The sequence below is a fragment of the Pseudomonas sp. LBUM1641 genome (genome assembly GCF_059716235.1).
Genome location: NZ_CP166815.1, coordinates 2,184,793 through 2,202,047, shown reverse-complemented (window position 1 = coordinate 2,202,047; position 17,255 = coordinate 2,184,793). Strand labels below are relative to the sequence as shown.

13 protein-coding genes are annotated in these 17,255 nt (G+C 57.0%); 3 read left to right on the top strand and 10 right to left on the bottom strand.

Annotated elements, in window-relative coordinates; genetic code table 11:
- Positions 1 to 105: 105 nt before the first annotated feature.
- Positions 106 to 615 (top strand): G/U mismatch-specific DNA glycosylase, encoded by a 510-nt coding sequence (gene mug, locus ACA046_RS10075; protein WP_459027414.1) that lies wholly within the window; start codon positions 106 to 108, stop codon positions 613 to 615.
- Here the strand turns inward: mug and ACA046_RS10070 are convergent.
- Positions 608 to 2,647, bottom strand: a complete 2,040-nt coding sequence (locus ACA046_RS10070; RefSeq protein ID WP_497676379.1) for a prolyl oligopeptidase family serine peptidase — start codon at positions 2,645 to 2,647, stop codon at positions 608 to 610. The genes mug and ACA046_RS10070 overlap by 8 nt on opposite strands.
- A gap of 200 nt (positions 2,648 to 2,847) precedes the next feature.
- Here ACA046_RS10070 and ACA046_RS10065 point away from each other — a divergent pair, with 200 nt between their 5' ends.
- Entirely contained in the window at positions 2,848 to 3,468 is a 621-nt protein-coding gene (locus ACA046_RS10065) for a transglutaminase-like domain-containing protein (RefSeq protein ID WP_497676378.1), read from the top strand.
- Between the two features lie 198 nt (positions 3,469 to 3,666).
- Here ACA046_RS10065 and ACA046_RS10060 read toward each other — a convergent pair whose 3' ends face one another.
- The 9 genes from ACA046_RS10060 to salA form a co-directional block, all read right to left on the bottom strand.
- Positions 3,667 to 4,887 (bottom strand): hypothetical protein, encoded by a 1,221-nt coding sequence (locus ACA046_RS10060; protein ID WP_497676377.1) that lies wholly within the window; start codon positions 4,885 to 4,887, stop codon positions 3,667 to 3,669.
- A 3-nt stretch (positions 4,888 to 4,890) separates the two neighbouring features.
- On the bottom strand, positions 4,891 to 8,040 hold the full coding sequence (locus ACA046_RS10055) for an outer membrane lipoprotein-sorting protein (protein WP_497676376.1): 3,150 nt from the start codon (positions 8,038 to 8,040) through the stop codon (positions 4,891 to 4,893).
- Between the two features lie 29 nt (positions 8,041 to 8,069).
- A complete protein-coding gene (locus ACA046_RS10050; protein WP_459027404.1) occupies positions 8,070 to 9,119 on the bottom strand; it encodes a flavin-containing monooxygenase in 1,050 nt (349 codons plus the stop codon).
- Positions 9,120 to 9,464, bottom strand: coding sequence for an acyl carrier protein (locus ACA046_RS10045; RefSeq protein WP_459027402.1), 345 nt, complete (start codon positions 9,462 to 9,464; stop codon positions 9,120 to 9,122).
- A complete protein-coding gene (locus tag ACA046_RS10040) occupies positions 9,461 to 11,236 on the bottom strand; it encodes a fatty acyl-AMP ligase (RefSeq protein ID WP_459027400.1) in 1,776 nt (591 codons plus the stop codon). The genes ACA046_RS10045 and ACA046_RS10040 overlap by 4 nt, the downstream gene beginning before the upstream one ends.
- Positions 11,233 to 12,423 carry a cysteine desulfurase family protein gene (locus tag ACA046_RS10035; protein ID WP_459027398.1) on the bottom strand — a complete coding sequence of 397 codons (1,191 nt, stop codon included), beginning with the start codon at positions 12,421 to 12,423 and terminating at the stop codon, positions 11,233 to 11,235. Before ACA046_RS10035 ends, ACA046_RS10040 begins: the two co-directional genes overlap by 4 nt.
- Positions 12,424 to 12,434: 11 nt before the next feature.
- Complete coding sequence (locus ACA046_RS10030) at positions 12,435 to 12,794, bottom strand: iron-sulfur cluster assembly scaffold protein (protein WP_459027396.1); 360 nt, start codon at positions 12,792 to 12,794, stop codon at positions 12,435 to 12,437.
- 28 nt (positions 12,795 to 12,822) lie between these two features.
- Positions 12,823 to 14,007 carry a LuxE/PaaK family acyltransferase gene (locus ACA046_RS10025; RefSeq protein ID WP_497676375.1) on the bottom strand — a complete coding sequence of 395 codons (1,185 nt, stop codon included), beginning with the start codon at positions 14,005 to 14,007 and terminating at the stop codon, positions 12,823 to 12,825.
- Between the two features lie 924 nt (positions 14,008 to 14,931).
- Positions 14,932 to 16,215, bottom strand: a complete 1,284-nt coding sequence (gene salA / locus ACA046_RS10020) for a salicylate 1-monooxygenase (protein ID WP_497676374.1) — start codon at positions 16,213 to 16,215, stop codon at positions 14,932 to 14,934.
- Positions 16,216 to 16,355: 140 nt separating this feature from the next.
- Between salA and ACA046_RS10015 the strand changes: the two genes are divergently transcribed.
- Entirely contained in the window at positions 16,356 to 17,255 is a 900-nt protein-coding gene (locus ACA046_RS10015; protein ID WP_497676373.1) for a LysR family transcriptional regulator, read from the top strand.

Genomic DNA, 17,255 nt, shown 5'->3' with positions numbered 1-17,255 from the left:
TAGCCTGAACAGGTTCACAGGGTATCCATCCCGACTAACGCCATACGCCAGACCGCCCCCTGTGTTATTCCAAACGTCGCGAAAGACCCTTGCCTGAGACTCAGCATGAACGAAACACTCGAAGACATTCTGACCAAAGACCTGGCCGTGATTTTCTGCGGAATAAACCCGGGCCTGAAGGCCGCCGCCACCGGCCATCACTTCATGGGCAGGAGCAATCGGTTCTGGCGCACGCTGCACCTGGCCGGGTTTACGCCCCATGAAGTGCAGCCGGAAAACGACCGGACGATTTTGCAGTACCAGTGCGGGCTGACCACGGTGGTGGAGCGGCCTACGGCCCGGGCGGATCAGTTGTCAGCGGATGAATTCAAGGCAGCAGCAGCGAGTTTTGAACGCAAGATCACCCGTTATGCGCCACGGTATGTGGCGTTTCTGGGAAAGGCAGCCTATAGCGCGTTGAGCGGGCAGAAGCAGATTGCCTGGGGGCTTCAACCGCACACCCTGGGGCATGCGGCTGTTTGGGTTCTGCCCAATCCCAGCGGGAGAAACCTTGGGTTTACGCTCGACCAGTTGGTGCAGGCGTACCAACAATTAAGGCTGGCGAACGTCAGTTAGGACTCAACTTCTCCCACAAAAAGCTGTAGACCAGCGCACTCATATGCGCAGCCTGTGCATTGTCCGCCGCCCCGCCGTGCCCACCCTCGATATTTTCGTAGTACGTCACGTCCTTGCCGGCGTCGATCATCTTCGCCGCCAGCTTGCGGGCGTGGGCCGGATGCACGCGGTCATCGCGGGTCGAGGTCAGGAAAAACACCGGTGGGTAGGCCTTCGCCGGATCGAACAGGTGGTACGGCGAAAACGTCTGGATGTACGCCCACTCTTCAGGCTCGTCCGGATTACCGTACTCCCCCATCCACGACGCTCCGGCCAACAAGAGGTGGTAACGCTGCATGTCGAGCAAGGGCACCTGGGAGACGATTGCACCGAACAGTTCAGGGTATTGGGTCAGCATATTGCCGACCAACAGGCCACCGTTACTGCCACCCTCCGCGCCCAGATGTCGGGGCGAAGTAATCCCACGGCCGATCAGGTCACGGGCCACCGCGGCAAAATCTTCATAGGCGCGCGGACGGTTCTGCTTGAGTGCCGCCTGGTGCCAGCGAGGACCGTATTCACCGCCACCGCGAATGTTGGCAACCACGTACACCCCGCCTTTCGAAAGCCAGGCGCGGCCTACTTCACCGGAGTAATGCGGGGTCAGGGAGTGTTCAAAACCGCCGTAGCCATAGAGCAAGGTCGGCGCCGTGCCATCGAGTGGCAAGTCTTTCCCGCGCACCACGAAATACGGCACACGGGTGCCATCCCTGGACACCGCGAAGTGCTGCTCGACCAGGTGCAGGCTGGAGTCGAAGAATGCCGGCAGGGTTTTCAGTGCCTCGGGCGGATGACCGATCTCGGCGAGCGACAAGGTGGTCGGCGTCAGGTAGTCGGTGGTTACCAGCCAGACCGCATCACTGTCGTCGCTGTCCACCGCGCTGGCATACACCGTCCCCATGCCGGGCGCGCCGGTGAACGCGCTGCGCTGCCATCCGTTCGCGCCGGGAGTCAGCACACTGAGACGGTTCTTGACGTGATCGAGTACGTTCAGCACCAGGTGATTCAGCGTCCAGAAAAAACCCGCCAGCGAGGTACTGTCCGTAGGGGTGAACAGCACGTCGAAATCCCGCTGCCCTGCCATGAAACGATCGAACCGGATCGCCAGCAACGAACCGGCCACAAACACCTCATCAAGCGTCCAGTCCTCCCGCAGTTCCAGCAGCAGCCAGTCTTTGTATACCGACTTTTCAGCCGAGTTCGGCGCATCGATTTTGCTTAACTGGTTGTCGCTGCCCCGCAGGTACAGCTCGTTGTTGTAGAACGCCAGCGTGCGGCTGACGAAGTCACGCTCATGGCCGGGCGTGTCGTCGTGCATCGCCGCGATGTACATATCATCCAGCGTGCCTTCGTAGACAACACGGGCGGCACTCAGCGGTGTACCGCGCTGCCACTGTTTGACGATGCGCGGGTAACCGGAGCGGGTCATCGTGCCCTCACCAAAATCGGTGAAGACATAGACGTTGTCACGGTCGATCCAGCCCAGGCCGCCCTTGGACTCGGGCAACTGGAAACCGTCTTCGACCCAGGTCTTGGTGGCCAGATCAAACTCCCGGGTGACACTCGCATCCGCGCCGCCGCGGGACAACGCCAGCAGGCAGCGCTGGTAGTCCGGGCGCAAATAGTCAGCACCGTGCCATACCCAGTTTTCGCCTTCGGCTGCATTCAGCGCATCCAGGTCCAGCAACGTTTCCCAGGCGGGCTGCGGCTTGCGGTATTCCGCCAGCGTGGTGCGACGCCACAGGCCCCGCGGGTGAGCGGCGTCCATCCAGAAGTTGTAGTAATGGGCGCCGACCTTGTCGACGTAGGGGATATTGCTGTCCGAGTCCAGCATCTCCAGCACATCGGCTTTGATTTGCTGGAAGCTGTCGGAGCGGGCGAGTCGGTCTTCGGTCTTGAGGTTCTGGGCGTGCACCCAGTGCATCGATTGCTCGCCTTCGACGTCTTCAAGCCATTGGTAGGGATCGGTGGACGTTTCGGGAAGTGGTGACATGTTCGAATCCTGTCGAAAAGCAGAAATGGATAGCGTGTAGGGTGCCCGACTTTGGCCGTCTTTGAGCAATAAAAAATCAGAAGCCGGATGCGCTGCCAACAATTGGGTAACACGTCAGGCTTGTCGCTTTCTGCTCATAGAACCTTGACCTTGATGCAGCTATAGGGTTCAGGCTACTCAAAACCACGGAGGCTTTGGCCATGAGCAAGCGGCAGAATCAGGATTATCTACAGCGCACATCGATACTCGACTTCGATGCGCGCAACGTCACTCAGCTCATTGACGCGCGCGGCTGGCGCCAGCTGCCACAGGAAGAGGCCGCGAGAGCTGTTTACGAATTCTGTCGCGATGAGATCCTGTTCGGCTACAACGCCGGCGCTGACAGCCTGCCGATGTCCGCTATCCTTGAAGAAGGCTTGGGCCACTGCAACACCAAATCGACCCTGCTGATGGGATTGTTGCGTGCGCTGGACATCCCTTGCCGGTTGCGCGGTTTCACCATCAACAAGCGTCTGCAAAAAGGCGCAATGACGCCCTTTGTCTACTTCATGTCGCCGAAGGAAATTCTTCACACCTGGGTCGAGGTCAATCTGCACGAACGCTGGGTTGTACTTGAAGGTGTGATTCTGGACGAGCAATACCTGCGCGCGGTGCAGAACAAGTTCAGTAAATGCCAACACGCCTTCCTCGGCTATGCCATCGCAACCCCTTGCTTGGCCAACCCGGCCGTGCAATGGACGGGACGGGACACCTTTATCCAGCGCGAAGGTATTGCCCGGGAGCTTGGGGTATATGCCTCGCCGGACGAGTTCTATACCTAGCACAAGACCAACCTGAATGGCTTGAAGGGCTGGCTGTACCATCGTTTCTTTTACAAAGTACTTAACAATAACGTGCGTCGTATCCGCGAGGAGGCACGTGACAGCACTGCGTCGAGCCTTGCGTGCGAGCATCGTGAGCCCCCACGCTCACCGAGTTGAGCCGTGAGGGTCAGGGCTGTATTAGGGCCTGCGCCGCCTCTAGAAAATCAGGCTCAGCTCCACGAATGACAGGCTGTTCTTCTTTCTGACGCCGAAGTAACTCTGCTGGGCGCCATGGAAATAATCGAGGCCAGTCATCAGCTTTAGCGAGTCAGTCAGCGAATAGTTCGCTCTGGGTCTGACCACATAGCTGCTGTCGGAAAGATCCACGACAGCGGACATTTCGAGCTTGAGCCGCTCGTTGAAAAACATATCTGAAACCCGGGTGGTTACCCCCCAATCGCGAGCACCGAATTCAGAGTTCAAACGGTCTGTTCCCTGATCAATCAAACGTCGGATCTCCCCGTCTCCTGGTGCCTGGTAGTCACGCTGTACGCCAAATATCTGCACATTGAAGTTGGCGGACTCGCCAATGTTACGGTCGGCGCCCAGCACTATCCGGCTGACCTTGCGCTGCACCGTACGGCAGCCCGAGCAGTCCAGTTCAAGCCGCTCGTGGGCCATTTCGCCTCGCAGGGTCCAGGCTTGTGCAGCCCAGGCAAAGTCGGCACCTACGGCGCGCTTGCGTTCGTACGCGCTGACAAACAGTGGAGCCGCCGAGAGGACTGCCTGATAACGCGGCGCACGCTCGTAGCCGTCAAACCAGGAGATGGACCAGTCCAGGCTATCTCCGGCGCGATCGAGCTTTAACGCCGACTCGATTGCATCGAGTTGCCCCCGCTTGAGCAAGCTACGCGGCAGCGTACCGGTGGGCATTCGGTTGGCTTCAAAATCAGCCAGCACCGCCGTGACCGTCAGGTTGTCATCAAGCGTGCGGCGGATCTGTACTGCATTGATACCCATACGCTGATCTTCATCTTCAGGTACCAGCAAGGTCAGGTCTCGCGGCGACAAATTATCAGTGGGGTTGACCCGGTCCGACCGGCCCCAGGCGATGATCTGGCGACCGACTCGCCAGGTCCATTCGCCTGTGCCGGTTTCTATGTAACCCTCGCGCAGGCGGCCGCTGTAATCGTCTGCCTTGGCACTGTCGTCGATGCCGATCCTGGCACCGAGGACCAAACGTGTCTGTTCAGCAAGGTCGCTGCGCCAATTGATCAGACAAGTGCCCTTGGTGACATCGCGACGATCGTCCAGGTTACGGCTGGACGACCAGTAGCCGGTGCGGCATTCACCGAAGGGCAGGTTTTCCGACTGCGCAAGTTCGCTGTATGAAAAACCGCCTGCAACGGCTGTCAGCGTAAGCAGATAGGCGCGCATGACTCACTCTTCTCTTTCGAGATAGCCGTTAGTGAAGTAGTTGTCACTGACGTCGATGTTGGCCTCAAAGCGGTCCATCCTGACGGTGGTGGAATGTCCGGTCTGGTGGTTGCTGACTGTCACAAGCATGGGCTGATATTTTTTGCGTGCCGTATCCACGACTTTCAGCTCGCGGTTGATTGCCGTTTTCTGCAAGGCTTGTGATGCGTCGTAAAGCTCCGACTTGACCGCTACGAACGAATCGTTCGCCACCCAACTGACGCGTTTCGAGTAGCCCGTGTTCTTGGCGATCTCCGCCGATTTGGGCAGGGATTCGATGACATAGGCTGTGACACCTTCGAGAGACTCCTCACGCAACACGCGGTGCGTCCAATCCTGTGGCTTATGGCCGATCAGGTCGCCATAGGACAAGTCTGTGCCAACAAAACTTCGGTTGTTATTGCTGCTGGCCAAGCGCCTGGCCTTTTTCAGAGTAGGCAGATAGACCCACACATCGTCCTGTTCGGACTTTTCGATGATCAGCGTGGTGGTATTGCGTACGTCGCTGGGTGATAAAAACCGAATTACCCGGCGGTTGTTTGCACCGTCGGACTGAAGACGGGTCGCGGCAAAGGTCTTGCGCACCCGCTCCTGCCCCGAAGCACTGGTCAGCGTGAACGTAGACTGCGAGAGGGAGCTGTCCATACGTGTGGCCTGGTAACTGCGCGACATGATTTGGTCAGCATCAGGGGTTTGAGCCTGCGCGCTATCGGGCAAGGCCGTCATACCGATGACGATGGCAAACAAGGCAAGCAGGGCTGTGACCGGTACAGGCTTTTTCATGTCGTGTACTCGCATAAAGGTCGGCGGGAAGGCTTTCATCAGGGCCGGGATCAGCACCAGAGCGCACAGCGCACTGACGATCATCGAAAGTACGATCAGAAAGCCGAACCAGATATGGACGTAGAAGTTGAACGAGAGCATCAGCACTGAATAACCACCGGCAATCGCTGTTGCGACATAAACGACCGCCTTGCCGGCAGTGCGCATGGTCTCCTGGAGGGCCAGGTCGAAATCATTGAGGCGTCGCAACTCCTCGCGCATGCGGTACAGGATGTAAATGGCATAATCGGCGCCAATCCCGATCGCCATGGCGGAAGCTACGGAGTTAGGTGTATTGAGCGGGATACCGGTCACACCCATCACGCCAAGGTTCACCAGCACAGTGACCGCCAGAGGCACGACCAGATAAACGCCACCCATCCACGACCGAAAAACCAACGCTCCCGCCAGCAGGATCACGCCCATCATCTGAAAAATATTCTTGAGCTTGCCCTCAACCAGCGTTTCGCTCAGGGCTGAGGATTGTGGAACACTGCCGCCGATTTGCACTTTCACACCGGGTGGCAGGCGGTTTTTCAGGTACCCACGAATCGCCTCCACCAGCTCGGCTGCGTAAGTACTACTGTCGTTTTTAGCCCACACAATCAGGCTCGCATTGCGGTAGTCATAGTCGATATAGGCGTCGAAGTCGGTAGGGTCGCCAGACATGGAATACAGCAGCAAATATTGTGAAACCATGTCCTGGGCGTCTGGCACGCGGTAGAACTGTGGCTTGCCTTCATTCATCGACTGACTCATCTGCTTGATGAAGTCGACGATGGAGGTGGTCTTGCCCACATCGGGCTGTTTTTCGATAAACCGCTGCGTGTCTTCGATCATGCGCAGGGTATGGGGATCTTTCAGGCTGTCGGCGTGCTCGCCTTGGAACACCACGTACAGGGTATTGGTGCCGGCCAACTTGCGATTGAGGAATTCGTCATCCTGATACACGCTCAGTTGGCTGCCGAAATAGCTCTTGGTCGAGTTTTCTTTGTTGAGAAACAACAGGCCGACCGATGACGACAAAGCGATCAGCGCGAAAACTGAAAGGATCAGCCTGCTCCGCTTCAGGATCAACCTGGTGAGTTGATCGGCCAGCCTGTCCCAGACTCTAGGGCCCTTCGGGGCGGCCGTTTTATTGATCGCAGGCGCGGGCAGGTAGCTGCGCAGAGCCGGGATGAACGTCAGCTCGATCAACAGCGCACTGAGAATGCCAAGGCCGGTGAACAGCCCAAAAGTCCGGATCGTGGCGATTTCGAAGGTAACCAGCGAGAAAAAGCCCAGTGCGGCTACCCCACCGGCCGTCAGCATAACCGGTGCAACCCGACTCAGAGACTGGATAATCGCCAGGTTATTCAGTTGCTGAGGAGAGTCCGTGGTCGTGCCGGCGGTGAGCTTGTCGTACTCCTCGTAGTAGCGTTTGAGGATCTGCACCGCGTGCCCGGCGGCAACGGCCAGTATCAGGATCGGTGTAGTCGCATTGAATGCATCCATCGGCACCCCGACCGCGCCCATTACGCCCAGGCCCCAGATAACGGCAAGCAACGCAGTAAGCAGCGGCAGTATCAGACCCTGCACAGTGCGGAAGGCTTCCAGGTGGATCAGACCGATAATCAGCAGTGCGATGGGGAACAAGATAGCCATGCGTTGAGCAAAGCGTTCCACGGCGGCGAAAAACACCGGCGATCCACTGGCGGTAATCTTCAATTCGGCAGAGCTCTGTTGATCAATGGCCTTTTGAACACCGTCCATGATTTTCCGGAAGCCACCCTGATCGGCCTGGATGGCAAACGACAGCGAGACGAGGCTGCCATCTTCGGATACCAGCGTGCCTTGATAAACCGGATTAGTCGCGATGCGTTCTTGCAGGCGCGCAATAGCCCGAGCGTCAGGCGGGCTGTCGAGGAGTGGATCGACACGCATCTCTTCGGCGGTGCCTGAAATCGACTTGGCCTTGTTCGCCGTCACGCTCATCAAGGTGTGCCCCTTGATGCCGGGCAGCTCGCTGATGGCTTGAGAAAGCTGCCCGAGCGTTGTCAGGATTCGAGGTGTCAGCGCGGTACCACCGTCAGCTGCACTAACGCCGATGACGACCACATGCTTGGAACCAAACAGCGATTCAGCCAGGTTGGTACCGATCACACTCGGGTGTGCTTGCGGCAGCATCGTGTTGGGGTTGATGACGATTTGCAGGTTCCGGACCTGGGTGGCAAAAAACAAGGTCGCCAAACTGATGACAATAAGAACCCACAACCTGTATCTGACGATCCAGGCAACCGTATTTCTTATCATGATTAATTCATCCTTCAGATGAAGTGTCGTTATTTTTCCAGATGGGCCTGGACATACTTGACGATGAGAGACGCATCATTATTGGCCCCAAGAACCAGCTCCGAAGCGCGACAGGTCAGCCACTTCCTGCCCATCAAAAAGAAACCAGGCTGCGCGGTTTTGCCCTCAAGTCCGACCGGTAGGGCAGGATCCTTGAGCCTTGGCAGTTCAAGCCAATCAGTGTTTTCCCGATAGCCGTTGCACCAGATCACCGCTTGAACCGGCACGTGGTGCCCGTCTTCAAATATCAGGCCAGCCTGGCGCGCATCGATGGCACGACCTTTTATATCCACGCCCAAGTGGGCAAGCACCGGGTTGCTGGCACTGGCCACCGGAATGGGGTCACGTTTCTTGATGATGGCGGCAATCCATGAATCGTGGCGTGCCGATAATATTCCGAGCTTGTCCAGCCACCAGAAAACATCCTTGCCCAATACTCTGTTGGCGACGAGTTTGCGTCGGCGCCCGCAACTCAGGGTCACACGGTGTCGCGCAGCAAGGGTCAAGGCGATTTGACGTCCACTGGCGCCGTCACCGACAACCGCAATTCGGGAGTTGGGCGGCATGAAATCGGAATCACGAAACTGGCCTGCGGTCAGTTGCACGACGTCCGGGCTCAGGCTCCGGGAGAACGCTGGAATAATCGGTGCCTGGTTCGAACCGGTGGCGTCAATCACTGTTCGGCACTGGAGGGTTTCGCCATTGTCGAGCAAGGCCTCGAAACCCGTTGGCGAGCGGGACAAACTCATCACGCGGGTCCCGAACGAAACCCGCACATATTTTGTTCGGGCGAATAGCTCCAGATAATCGGCAAACTCGCTGCCGGAAGGATAGCCGTCTGGGTCACCAGGCATCAGCAGGTCCGACAGCGTACAAAATTGGCGCGAGGTAAATAACCGCAGACTGGCGGGCCGCTGACGCCAGACATCTCCTGCACGGGTTCCCGAATCGACCACCAGGTAGTCGATTCGGGCCAGCGCCAGTAGATGTCCACACAGAAGACCGGATTGGCCCCCTCCGATGACAAGGCACTCAAGCATTCAAACCCCCAGTGCCGCTTTCAGGTCCAGAGGCGTGTCGGACAGTTGCGACCAGACGAAGCTGGCCAGTGCTCCGACGGTGACAAAGTCATAGGCAGCGGTTGGGTCGATTGCAATGCCCAACTGATTCTCCAATGCTGCGACCAGTTCGACCCGGGCGACCGAGTCCAGGCCAATGTAATCAAATGACAAATTGTCGTGGATCTCCTCGACGAATTCGGGCTGATGGACCTTCAGGTATTCCCGCAGTTTAAGTTTGATGAGCGCGCCAACGGCAGCCGCACCTTCTTCCGCAGGCCAGGAGGCATCGGGCAACGAGGAAATGAGTGTCTGGTCGATGTTCATGGCGCAATAGTCTCAAGGCAGGACAAGGTGGGCAGGCGGGTCGAGTGGATCAGTTGCCGGTGCTGGTCGATGCTGCGGTCTATATACCGGATCGCGCACAAGTGACGTTGAACCTTGCCGCTGGATGTACGTGGAATAGCACCTTGGTACAGGTAGACGACATCCCCGAGCCGAACGTCGTGGACCATCAGAACGGCAGCCCTTAACGCTCGGGTAAACGATGTAAAGTCGAGGCCAGCGATGCTTTTATCGCGTCGGGGAAACTCGACATAGGCAATAACCTGCTGCGACTCCCCTGACCCGACGGCAAACACTGCAGTGTGCGCATCGCGCAGGTTTGGCATCGCGCTGCGTAACGTTGCCTCGATGTCATGAGGATAAAAATTACGACCTCGCAGGATGATCAGTTCCTTGATTCTGCCAGCGATGTACAGGTTGGCATCGTGGACAAAACCCAGATCTCCGGTGCGCATGTAAGGGCCTTGACCGCATGCGGTCGTCGCGCCGAAAACGGTGGTGCTGGCCTGTTCATTCGCCCAGTAGCCCAACGCGACACTGGGCCCCGAGAACCAGACTTCTCCCGTCAGGCCTTCGTCGAGAATCGTGTGGCTATCGGGAGCAACGATGACGATCTGATGGTGTCGCACCACAGGCCCGCAACTCACCAGCGATTGCAGCTCCGCCCCCGTCTCCTGCTGAGTGTGGGCCTTGCCGTTTTCCAAAGCCTTGCGCGCGACGTTCAAGACTCTCTGGCCGTCGAGAGGTAAACCACCGGAGACAATCAGGGTAGCTTCCGCCAGCCCATAACAAGGTGTGACGGCGCCTTCCCGCAAGCCATAGCGCGCGAATTTACGCTCGAAACGCTCCAGCACCGTGGCGCTCACCGGTTCTGCGCCGCAGAAGAGTATCTGCAGTGCCGAAAGGTCCAGTTGGGCGGCAGTGTCCTCATCGACATCGGCCTGCAGACACAACTCCAGGGCAAAGTTGGGCGCTGCCGTGGCGATCGCTTTGTATTGGCTGAGCAGGACCAGCCAACGAAGAGGTCGTTGCAGAAAATGCAGCGGGGACATGAAGACGTAGTGACCGCCCATTGCGATGGGTTGCAGGACTGCACCGATCAACCCCATATCATGGAACTGAGGCAACCAGCCGCCACCAATAAACCCCTCGTGCAGGCGAGAGACCGACTGAATAGCCCGCTCGTTGGCGATCAATTGGCCGTGGCTGATCATCACGCCTTTCGGAACGCCGGTGGACCCCGAGGTGTACTGGATGAATGCCAGCCGTTCAGGCCCTGGAAGCGCAGCGTGCAGGCAGGTTTGCGTTGAAGCAGGCGGCTCGCAGTAGAACGTGAGCGAGTCACTGTTACCCAGCCCCTGAGCGATAGAGACCTTCAACTCCGTCACCGTCAGGACTGCTACAGCACCGGAGTCTGCAACGATCTGCCCAAGCCGCGTGTAGTGGTGGCTGTTACGGGCAATGTTGGCCGGAATCGCTACTGCCCCTGCGTAGGCGCAGGCAAAAAAACCGACGATGAAGTCCAGCCCGGTCGGGAACAGTAGCAGGACATTTTTGCCTGACAGCCCGGCGTCATGCAGAACGGCAGCGTAACGCCTTGCCCGCTCCAACAACTCACCATAATTTAATACCTGCCGATCAACATCCCGGTGACCCACGAAGGTGTAGGCCGGCTCTTCGGGCCGGGTAGTGCCGTAATGGTTGAGGCAATCCAGGATGGTGCTGGCGGTGTCCAGCACAATTGGGGTGTTCATGCTTGGGCCTCCCCGCTGATGCGCCGCAGCGTATTGACGCACGCCTCAACGGCACTGACGAAGCGCTCCAGACTGTCCTGCGTGGTGAGCGGGCCGAGGCTGACGCGCATAGTCGATTCTATAGCTGCTTCGCTAAGGCCCATTGCTAGCAGCACGTGGGAAAGAGACTTTGAGCCGTTATTGGAGCAGGCCGAGCCGAGCGATACTTGAATACCGTGAAGTTGATCCAGAAGAGCAGCCAGCGACTCTGCACGTATGCCTTCGATGCGCACGCTGAGGGTGTTGGGCGCTTGTGTGGTTTTGTCCGCTGAGCCGTGGATCGTCACACCGTCGATTCGCTGCTGTAATTGCTGAATCAGACTGGTGCGGTAAGCCGACATTCGCGCAATTGTTTCCGGCATGGAGGTAGCCGCAACGTCTGCCGCGACGCCCATTGCGGTGACTAACGCCGAGGCCTCGGTTCCCCCGCGCAGGCCGCCCTCTTGGCCACCGCCATGCAGCAGAGGCTCCAGGACCACGCCGCTGCGCACATACAAGCCGCCGACGCCTTTTGGGCCACAGAATTTATGGCCTGCAAAAGACAGCGTATCGATACCCAGTGCTTTCACATCCACGGGTATCTTGCCCACTGCCTGTACACCATCGACATGGAAGTGAATCGCACGCCCGTGAAGCACTTGCGCAATGTCGGATACCGGCTGCAAGGTACCGACCTCATTGTTCATCAGCATGATCGAGACCACCCGCGTGGTGTCCCGCAAAGCCGTGCGTACCCGCTCGGCGCTGACAATACCTTCCTTGTCCGGTGTCAGCAGCGTTATCTCAAAGCCGAAGACCCGCTTAAGGTGCTCGGCGATTTCCAAGACCGACGAATGTTCGATCGCCGAGATGATGATGTGGGTGGGCTGTGCAACACGGCCTATTGCGCCGCATGCCAGCAAGGCACCCTTGATCGCCCAGTTATTCGCTTCGGTGCCACCCGAGGTGAAGACCAGTTCGGCAGATGCACAATTCATCAAACGGGCTACTTGTTGCCGTGCCGTGGCCAGGGCATTGCGGTTCTGCTTGGCCAGCTTGTACAAACTTGAAGGATTACCGAAATGGTTCAACGCTTCACTTAATGCTCGTGAGGCTTCTTGGCACATCGGCGTCGTTGCGTTGTAATCGAAATAACCGAAAGTTGGCATACTGTTATTCCTCAGGCGGCTTTGTATTGCCGTAACCGGGTAAAGAGGGAGTGGAGCATTTCCAGGCAGTGGTGCTGTGAAGGCTCTATCTCCCCCAACATATGCTCTATATCGGCGCGGGTAAGTTCGTCGATTTCGCTTAGCGTTTTTCCGTCGACCTGTGTGCAAAATATATTGCCGGTTGCCAGTGAAGTTGCGCACCCCCATGCTTGAAAGCGAACACCTTTAATCAAGTCGTTTTCAACCTCAAACTGCACACGAATACGATCCCCGCACACAGGGTTTCCCAACTCTATAACGGCGCCATGGGCGTCCAGCTCAGCAGCATAAGTGGCATCGGAAAAATGCCTGACGATAATATCGTTAAACATACAAGTTCCTTTTGTCAGGTCAATTGTATTAATTGGCGACCGGGCACACTGCCGCTGTCGGCGAGGGTTGTTCGTCCATGGTTTTTTCCAGATTCACTGCACAGCAACCAAACTCCAGTGAAGTAGGCGCGCGCATGATGTACTCCATGCGTTGGCCGCTGCGACCGGAAGGACTTTCACCTGGCAACAGAACTACGATGTCTTCGGTTAAAATCATGCCAGGCGTCGCCAGCGCCAGCGGATCCAGAATACCCAATACGCCTTTTTCCCCTGGGGCAACTTCTCGGCTCAAGTCGTTCACATCGCGTACGGTGAAGTGCACATAAGGCGATACATGCTTAATTTGATGTTCGTCATCGATAGCCATGACGTTGGACTCGACCAGTGCATAGATATCGCGCACAGAGCCCGGATCAATACCGAGATACTCCTGGCACATCAAATTGAATTCGCGTCGTGAAATCATCTGGCCCGTGAAGCGCTTCCAACCGCCCAGGGTGATGACCCGACTATCGCGATCCAGGCTAAGACGCTGACCCGTCTGCTTGAGAAATTGCAGAAGACGGTAAATGAGAAACGGGGGGCCGATAATGTGACGGGTAAACTGGTTTTCCCAGCCCTTCAATTGTTCGATGGCCTGTTCGGGAACGAAGCGTTCCTGCTTAACCATGAAGGTGTGGGTATCCAACAGCCCAGCGAGCATGTTCAGCGCCTTGATCATGCCCATTTCCGGAATTTCCTCGGTGGACGGGCAGATATAAAGTCCAGCGCCCTTGGAAATGCCCAGGAACTCGCGGTACATCGCATAAATTGCCACGACTGCGACATCAACAGTGTCATGGCAACGTCGGGAAATACTGGGAATACCGCTGGTGCCGGTGCTGCGCATTTCGTGTTCGATTTGCGAGAGCGGTTTCGACAGCAATTCATGACTGCTGGCGGATTTAAACTTGGCGATGGGCACCAGCGGAATCCGTATCAAATCTTCGAAGCGGTTGATGCTGTATTCGTCAATGCCCTTGCTTTCACACGCTTTGCGATAAAAATCATTGTTTCGATAATGAAACCTGAACGCCTCGATAATCAACGATGCTTTGATCGAGTCAAGTGTTTGTTGAGGCAACCGATAAAGCTCCGAGACCGAAGCAGCAGCGGCTTTCAATGGGTCAACGCCCAAGGATTTAAGTTGCGATGAAAAGTCATGCTTATTCATGAAGCGTCCTTATTTCAATTAATTGTTTTTGTTATTTCTTTAAAAGCACGCGCAGGCAAGCAATGAGCCAAAAACTATTGGCACTGATTTTTTATTTTTTCTAATGAGCACCCGGCCGAAAGCGCCACAACCAACTGATCTAAAAATCAGTTAGGCTTACCAAGAGGGGTACTATTTATTCGCAGAGAAGACAGGCCTTTATTACGAGGCCAAATAACATCAGGGGTCTTTCATTTCATCAACGTCCTTGTTGTAGTGGATAGACAGCATCCGTTATTAGAATGGCTCGCTTTTGTTCCATGCCACACAACATAGCAAAGACAACTGACACGGGATGTGAGACTAAGAAGTCTCTCAGGTCCGGCATTTATCCCTTATCTTAATCTCGCTGAATAGTTGTCGTGAGCAAACATAAACCCTGTAGCCACCACAGAGTCAAGCAGCGAAAGCAAAAAACAATGCCAATAATGGCAATATGCCAAACAGGCTTGTTACCAGTTGTTACTAACAATCGTAATGTGTCTTGAGTGAGCTCATCAACGCTCCGGAGGCAAGACCATTGGCGTGCATGTAACTGCGAGCTGGATCCTGTTGTCCTCATGCCAGCCACGCAGCTCGCTCGGCTTGCCAGGTCAAATCCCAGGCAAAAAAAACCTGCATCTCTGCAGGCTTTTTCACTATCTGGCTCCACGACCTGGACTCGAACCAGGGACCCAATGATTAACAGTCATTGGCTACTGAGAAATCACAACGGTGCCACGAAAAACGAGGTGGAGACGGACATCGAATCTATAGCTCAACAAGAATAAAAACTGCCACGCGTCAAAAACAGTCGCGTATCCGTGCGATGTCAAAGCAGCAAAATTTCTTGGCCCGTAGGAAAAGTGGACAGCGCCAGACGATGGAGCCTGGCGCAATTCGCGATCAAACGGCTTCAGCCCACCCAAGCCGGGCGCGTGCATCTGTAAGGTCCGACTGCATGTCGTGGTTCCATAACCAGTCGAATCGACTGGCCAGGGTGGTGGACAGGAGGGCTTCTCGATCCTCGACCTGAAGGTCCCGAAACTCATAGAGCTCGCCGGCCTCCCAAGAGGTTCGCTGCACGCGGCAGGCGCGTGGTCGCCGAATCGCGTCATACGCCTGGAGTACGTCTTGGGCGTTACTCTCCAACACTCGTGGGTCTCCCAGCAGGCGGGCGAGCAGCCAGGCATCTTCCAGCCCTTGCCCTGCCCCGGCACCTTGGTGTGGGAGCATGGCGTGAGCAGCGTCACCGATCAGTCCGACCCGGCCATGGGTATAACCTGCAAGCTCGTCGAGTTCATGAAGGGCCCACAGGGTCGGCTCGGGAATGCATTCGAGCAGAACGCGCACGGCATCGCCCCATTCGGCGAACGCCTCCAGCATCTGGGCCTGGCTGGTGCTTTTCACCCAGGGTGTGCCTGGTGGCCATACCGGGTTCGGGTCGCTGCGGTCAGAAACAAACGCCACCACGTTGATCAGCCGGCCTTGCTTGACGGGGAATGTGAGGATGTGGGCGTCGAGGCCCAGGTACATTTGCGGGACGTTGATCAGGTGCTCGTCGACACCAGCCACGCGATAGGCGGCGCGTAGTTGTTCGCTGTCGATCATGCCGCGGTAGGCGCAGGTGCCGCTGAATCGCGGTGCGACCAAAGGCTGGCCCAGGCCTTGAAGTACATAGTCGCGAAGGTTGGACTTGATACCGTCTGCGGCGATCAGCAGGTCGCACTCATAGTCCGTGCCGTCGGTGAACTGGACGCTGACCCTGTCGCCCGTCTCTTGTGCGCTGACCGCACGCTTATCGAAGCGCGCGATGCCGTCCGGCAGTTGTTTGGCCAAGGTATCAAGGAAATCTGCACGGTGCACGGAGGACTGGCCCACGCCGTGGGCGACGCTGGCACCGAGATAGCCGGCGTCTGCGCCGCGACGCCATTCAAACCAGATGTCTTGCCACGGTTGCGGGGTTCGGTCAGCGATCCGTTCGTAGGGTTTGCCAATGCCCAGTCCTTCGATGGCGCGAACAGCGTTCGCACCAAACGACACGCCGGCACCCACCTCACCAAAGGCGGGAGCTGCTTCGAATAATGTCACTTCCAGATGCTTGTGACGGCACAGATCGAGTGCCAGGGCCACGCCAGCGATGCCGCCGCCGACAATGCCCACCTGCAAGACAGATTGAGGGCTAGTCATGGGTAAACCTTATGTTTGTTTTTGGAATAGTCCGATCATGACTATTCACAAACCATTGATAAATGCCCTCACAGCCATACAAACTATCATCATCCTGAATACGCATAACCCTTCTGAAGTCCACAGAGCGACAAGCCGAGATGAACCTGCGCGAGCTGGACCTGAACCTTTTGGTGATCTTCAACCAGATACTGCTGGACCGAAGTGTGTCAGCAGCAGCCGAGAGCCTTGGGCTGACTCAGCCCGCTGTCAGTAACGCGCTGAAGCGTTTGCGGACCACGTTCAACGATGAACTGTTTGTACGGACGCCCAAGGGCATGCAGCCCACGCCCTATGCCGCGCAACTGGCGGAACCCGTCTCCCAGGCAATCGGCCTGTTGCACGGCGCGATCAACCGCCACGATGAATTCGACCCGGCCACCAGCCAGAAAAGGTTCGTGGTGGCGATGACTGACATCGGCGAAATTTACTTTGTGCCGCGCTTGATCGAGGCGCTGCTGAAGCAAGCTCCGGGCGTTTCGGTGAGTACCCTGCGCAGCAATGCCGAGCTCTCCGAAAGCCTGGCCAATGGTGAGGTGGATCTGGCGGTCGGGCTCCTGCCGGACCTGCAGGCAGGCTTCTACCAGCGCCGCCTGTTTCATCACCGCTATGTGTGCCTGTGCCGAAAAGACCACCCGCTGACTGAACTGCCAATGACCCGGGAACGATTCTGTGAGTTCGGACATGTGAGGATTGTGGCCGCCAGCACCGGCCACGGCGAAATCGACACGCATATGCAGCGCGCCGGGCTGCAGCGTGAGATTCGGTTGGAGGTGCCGCACTTTGTTGCGGTGGGTCATATCCTGCAGAACACTGACCTGATCGCCACCGTCCCCGAGCGTTTCGCCAACAGTTGCGCCAGCCCTTTTGGACTGACGAGCCTGCCGTTGCCCCTGCCCTTGCCCGAGATTGCGATCAACTTGTTCTGGCACGGCAAATACAATCGGGACCCGGCCAATAAATGGTTCCGACAACTGATGTTTGAGCTGTTCAGCGATTAG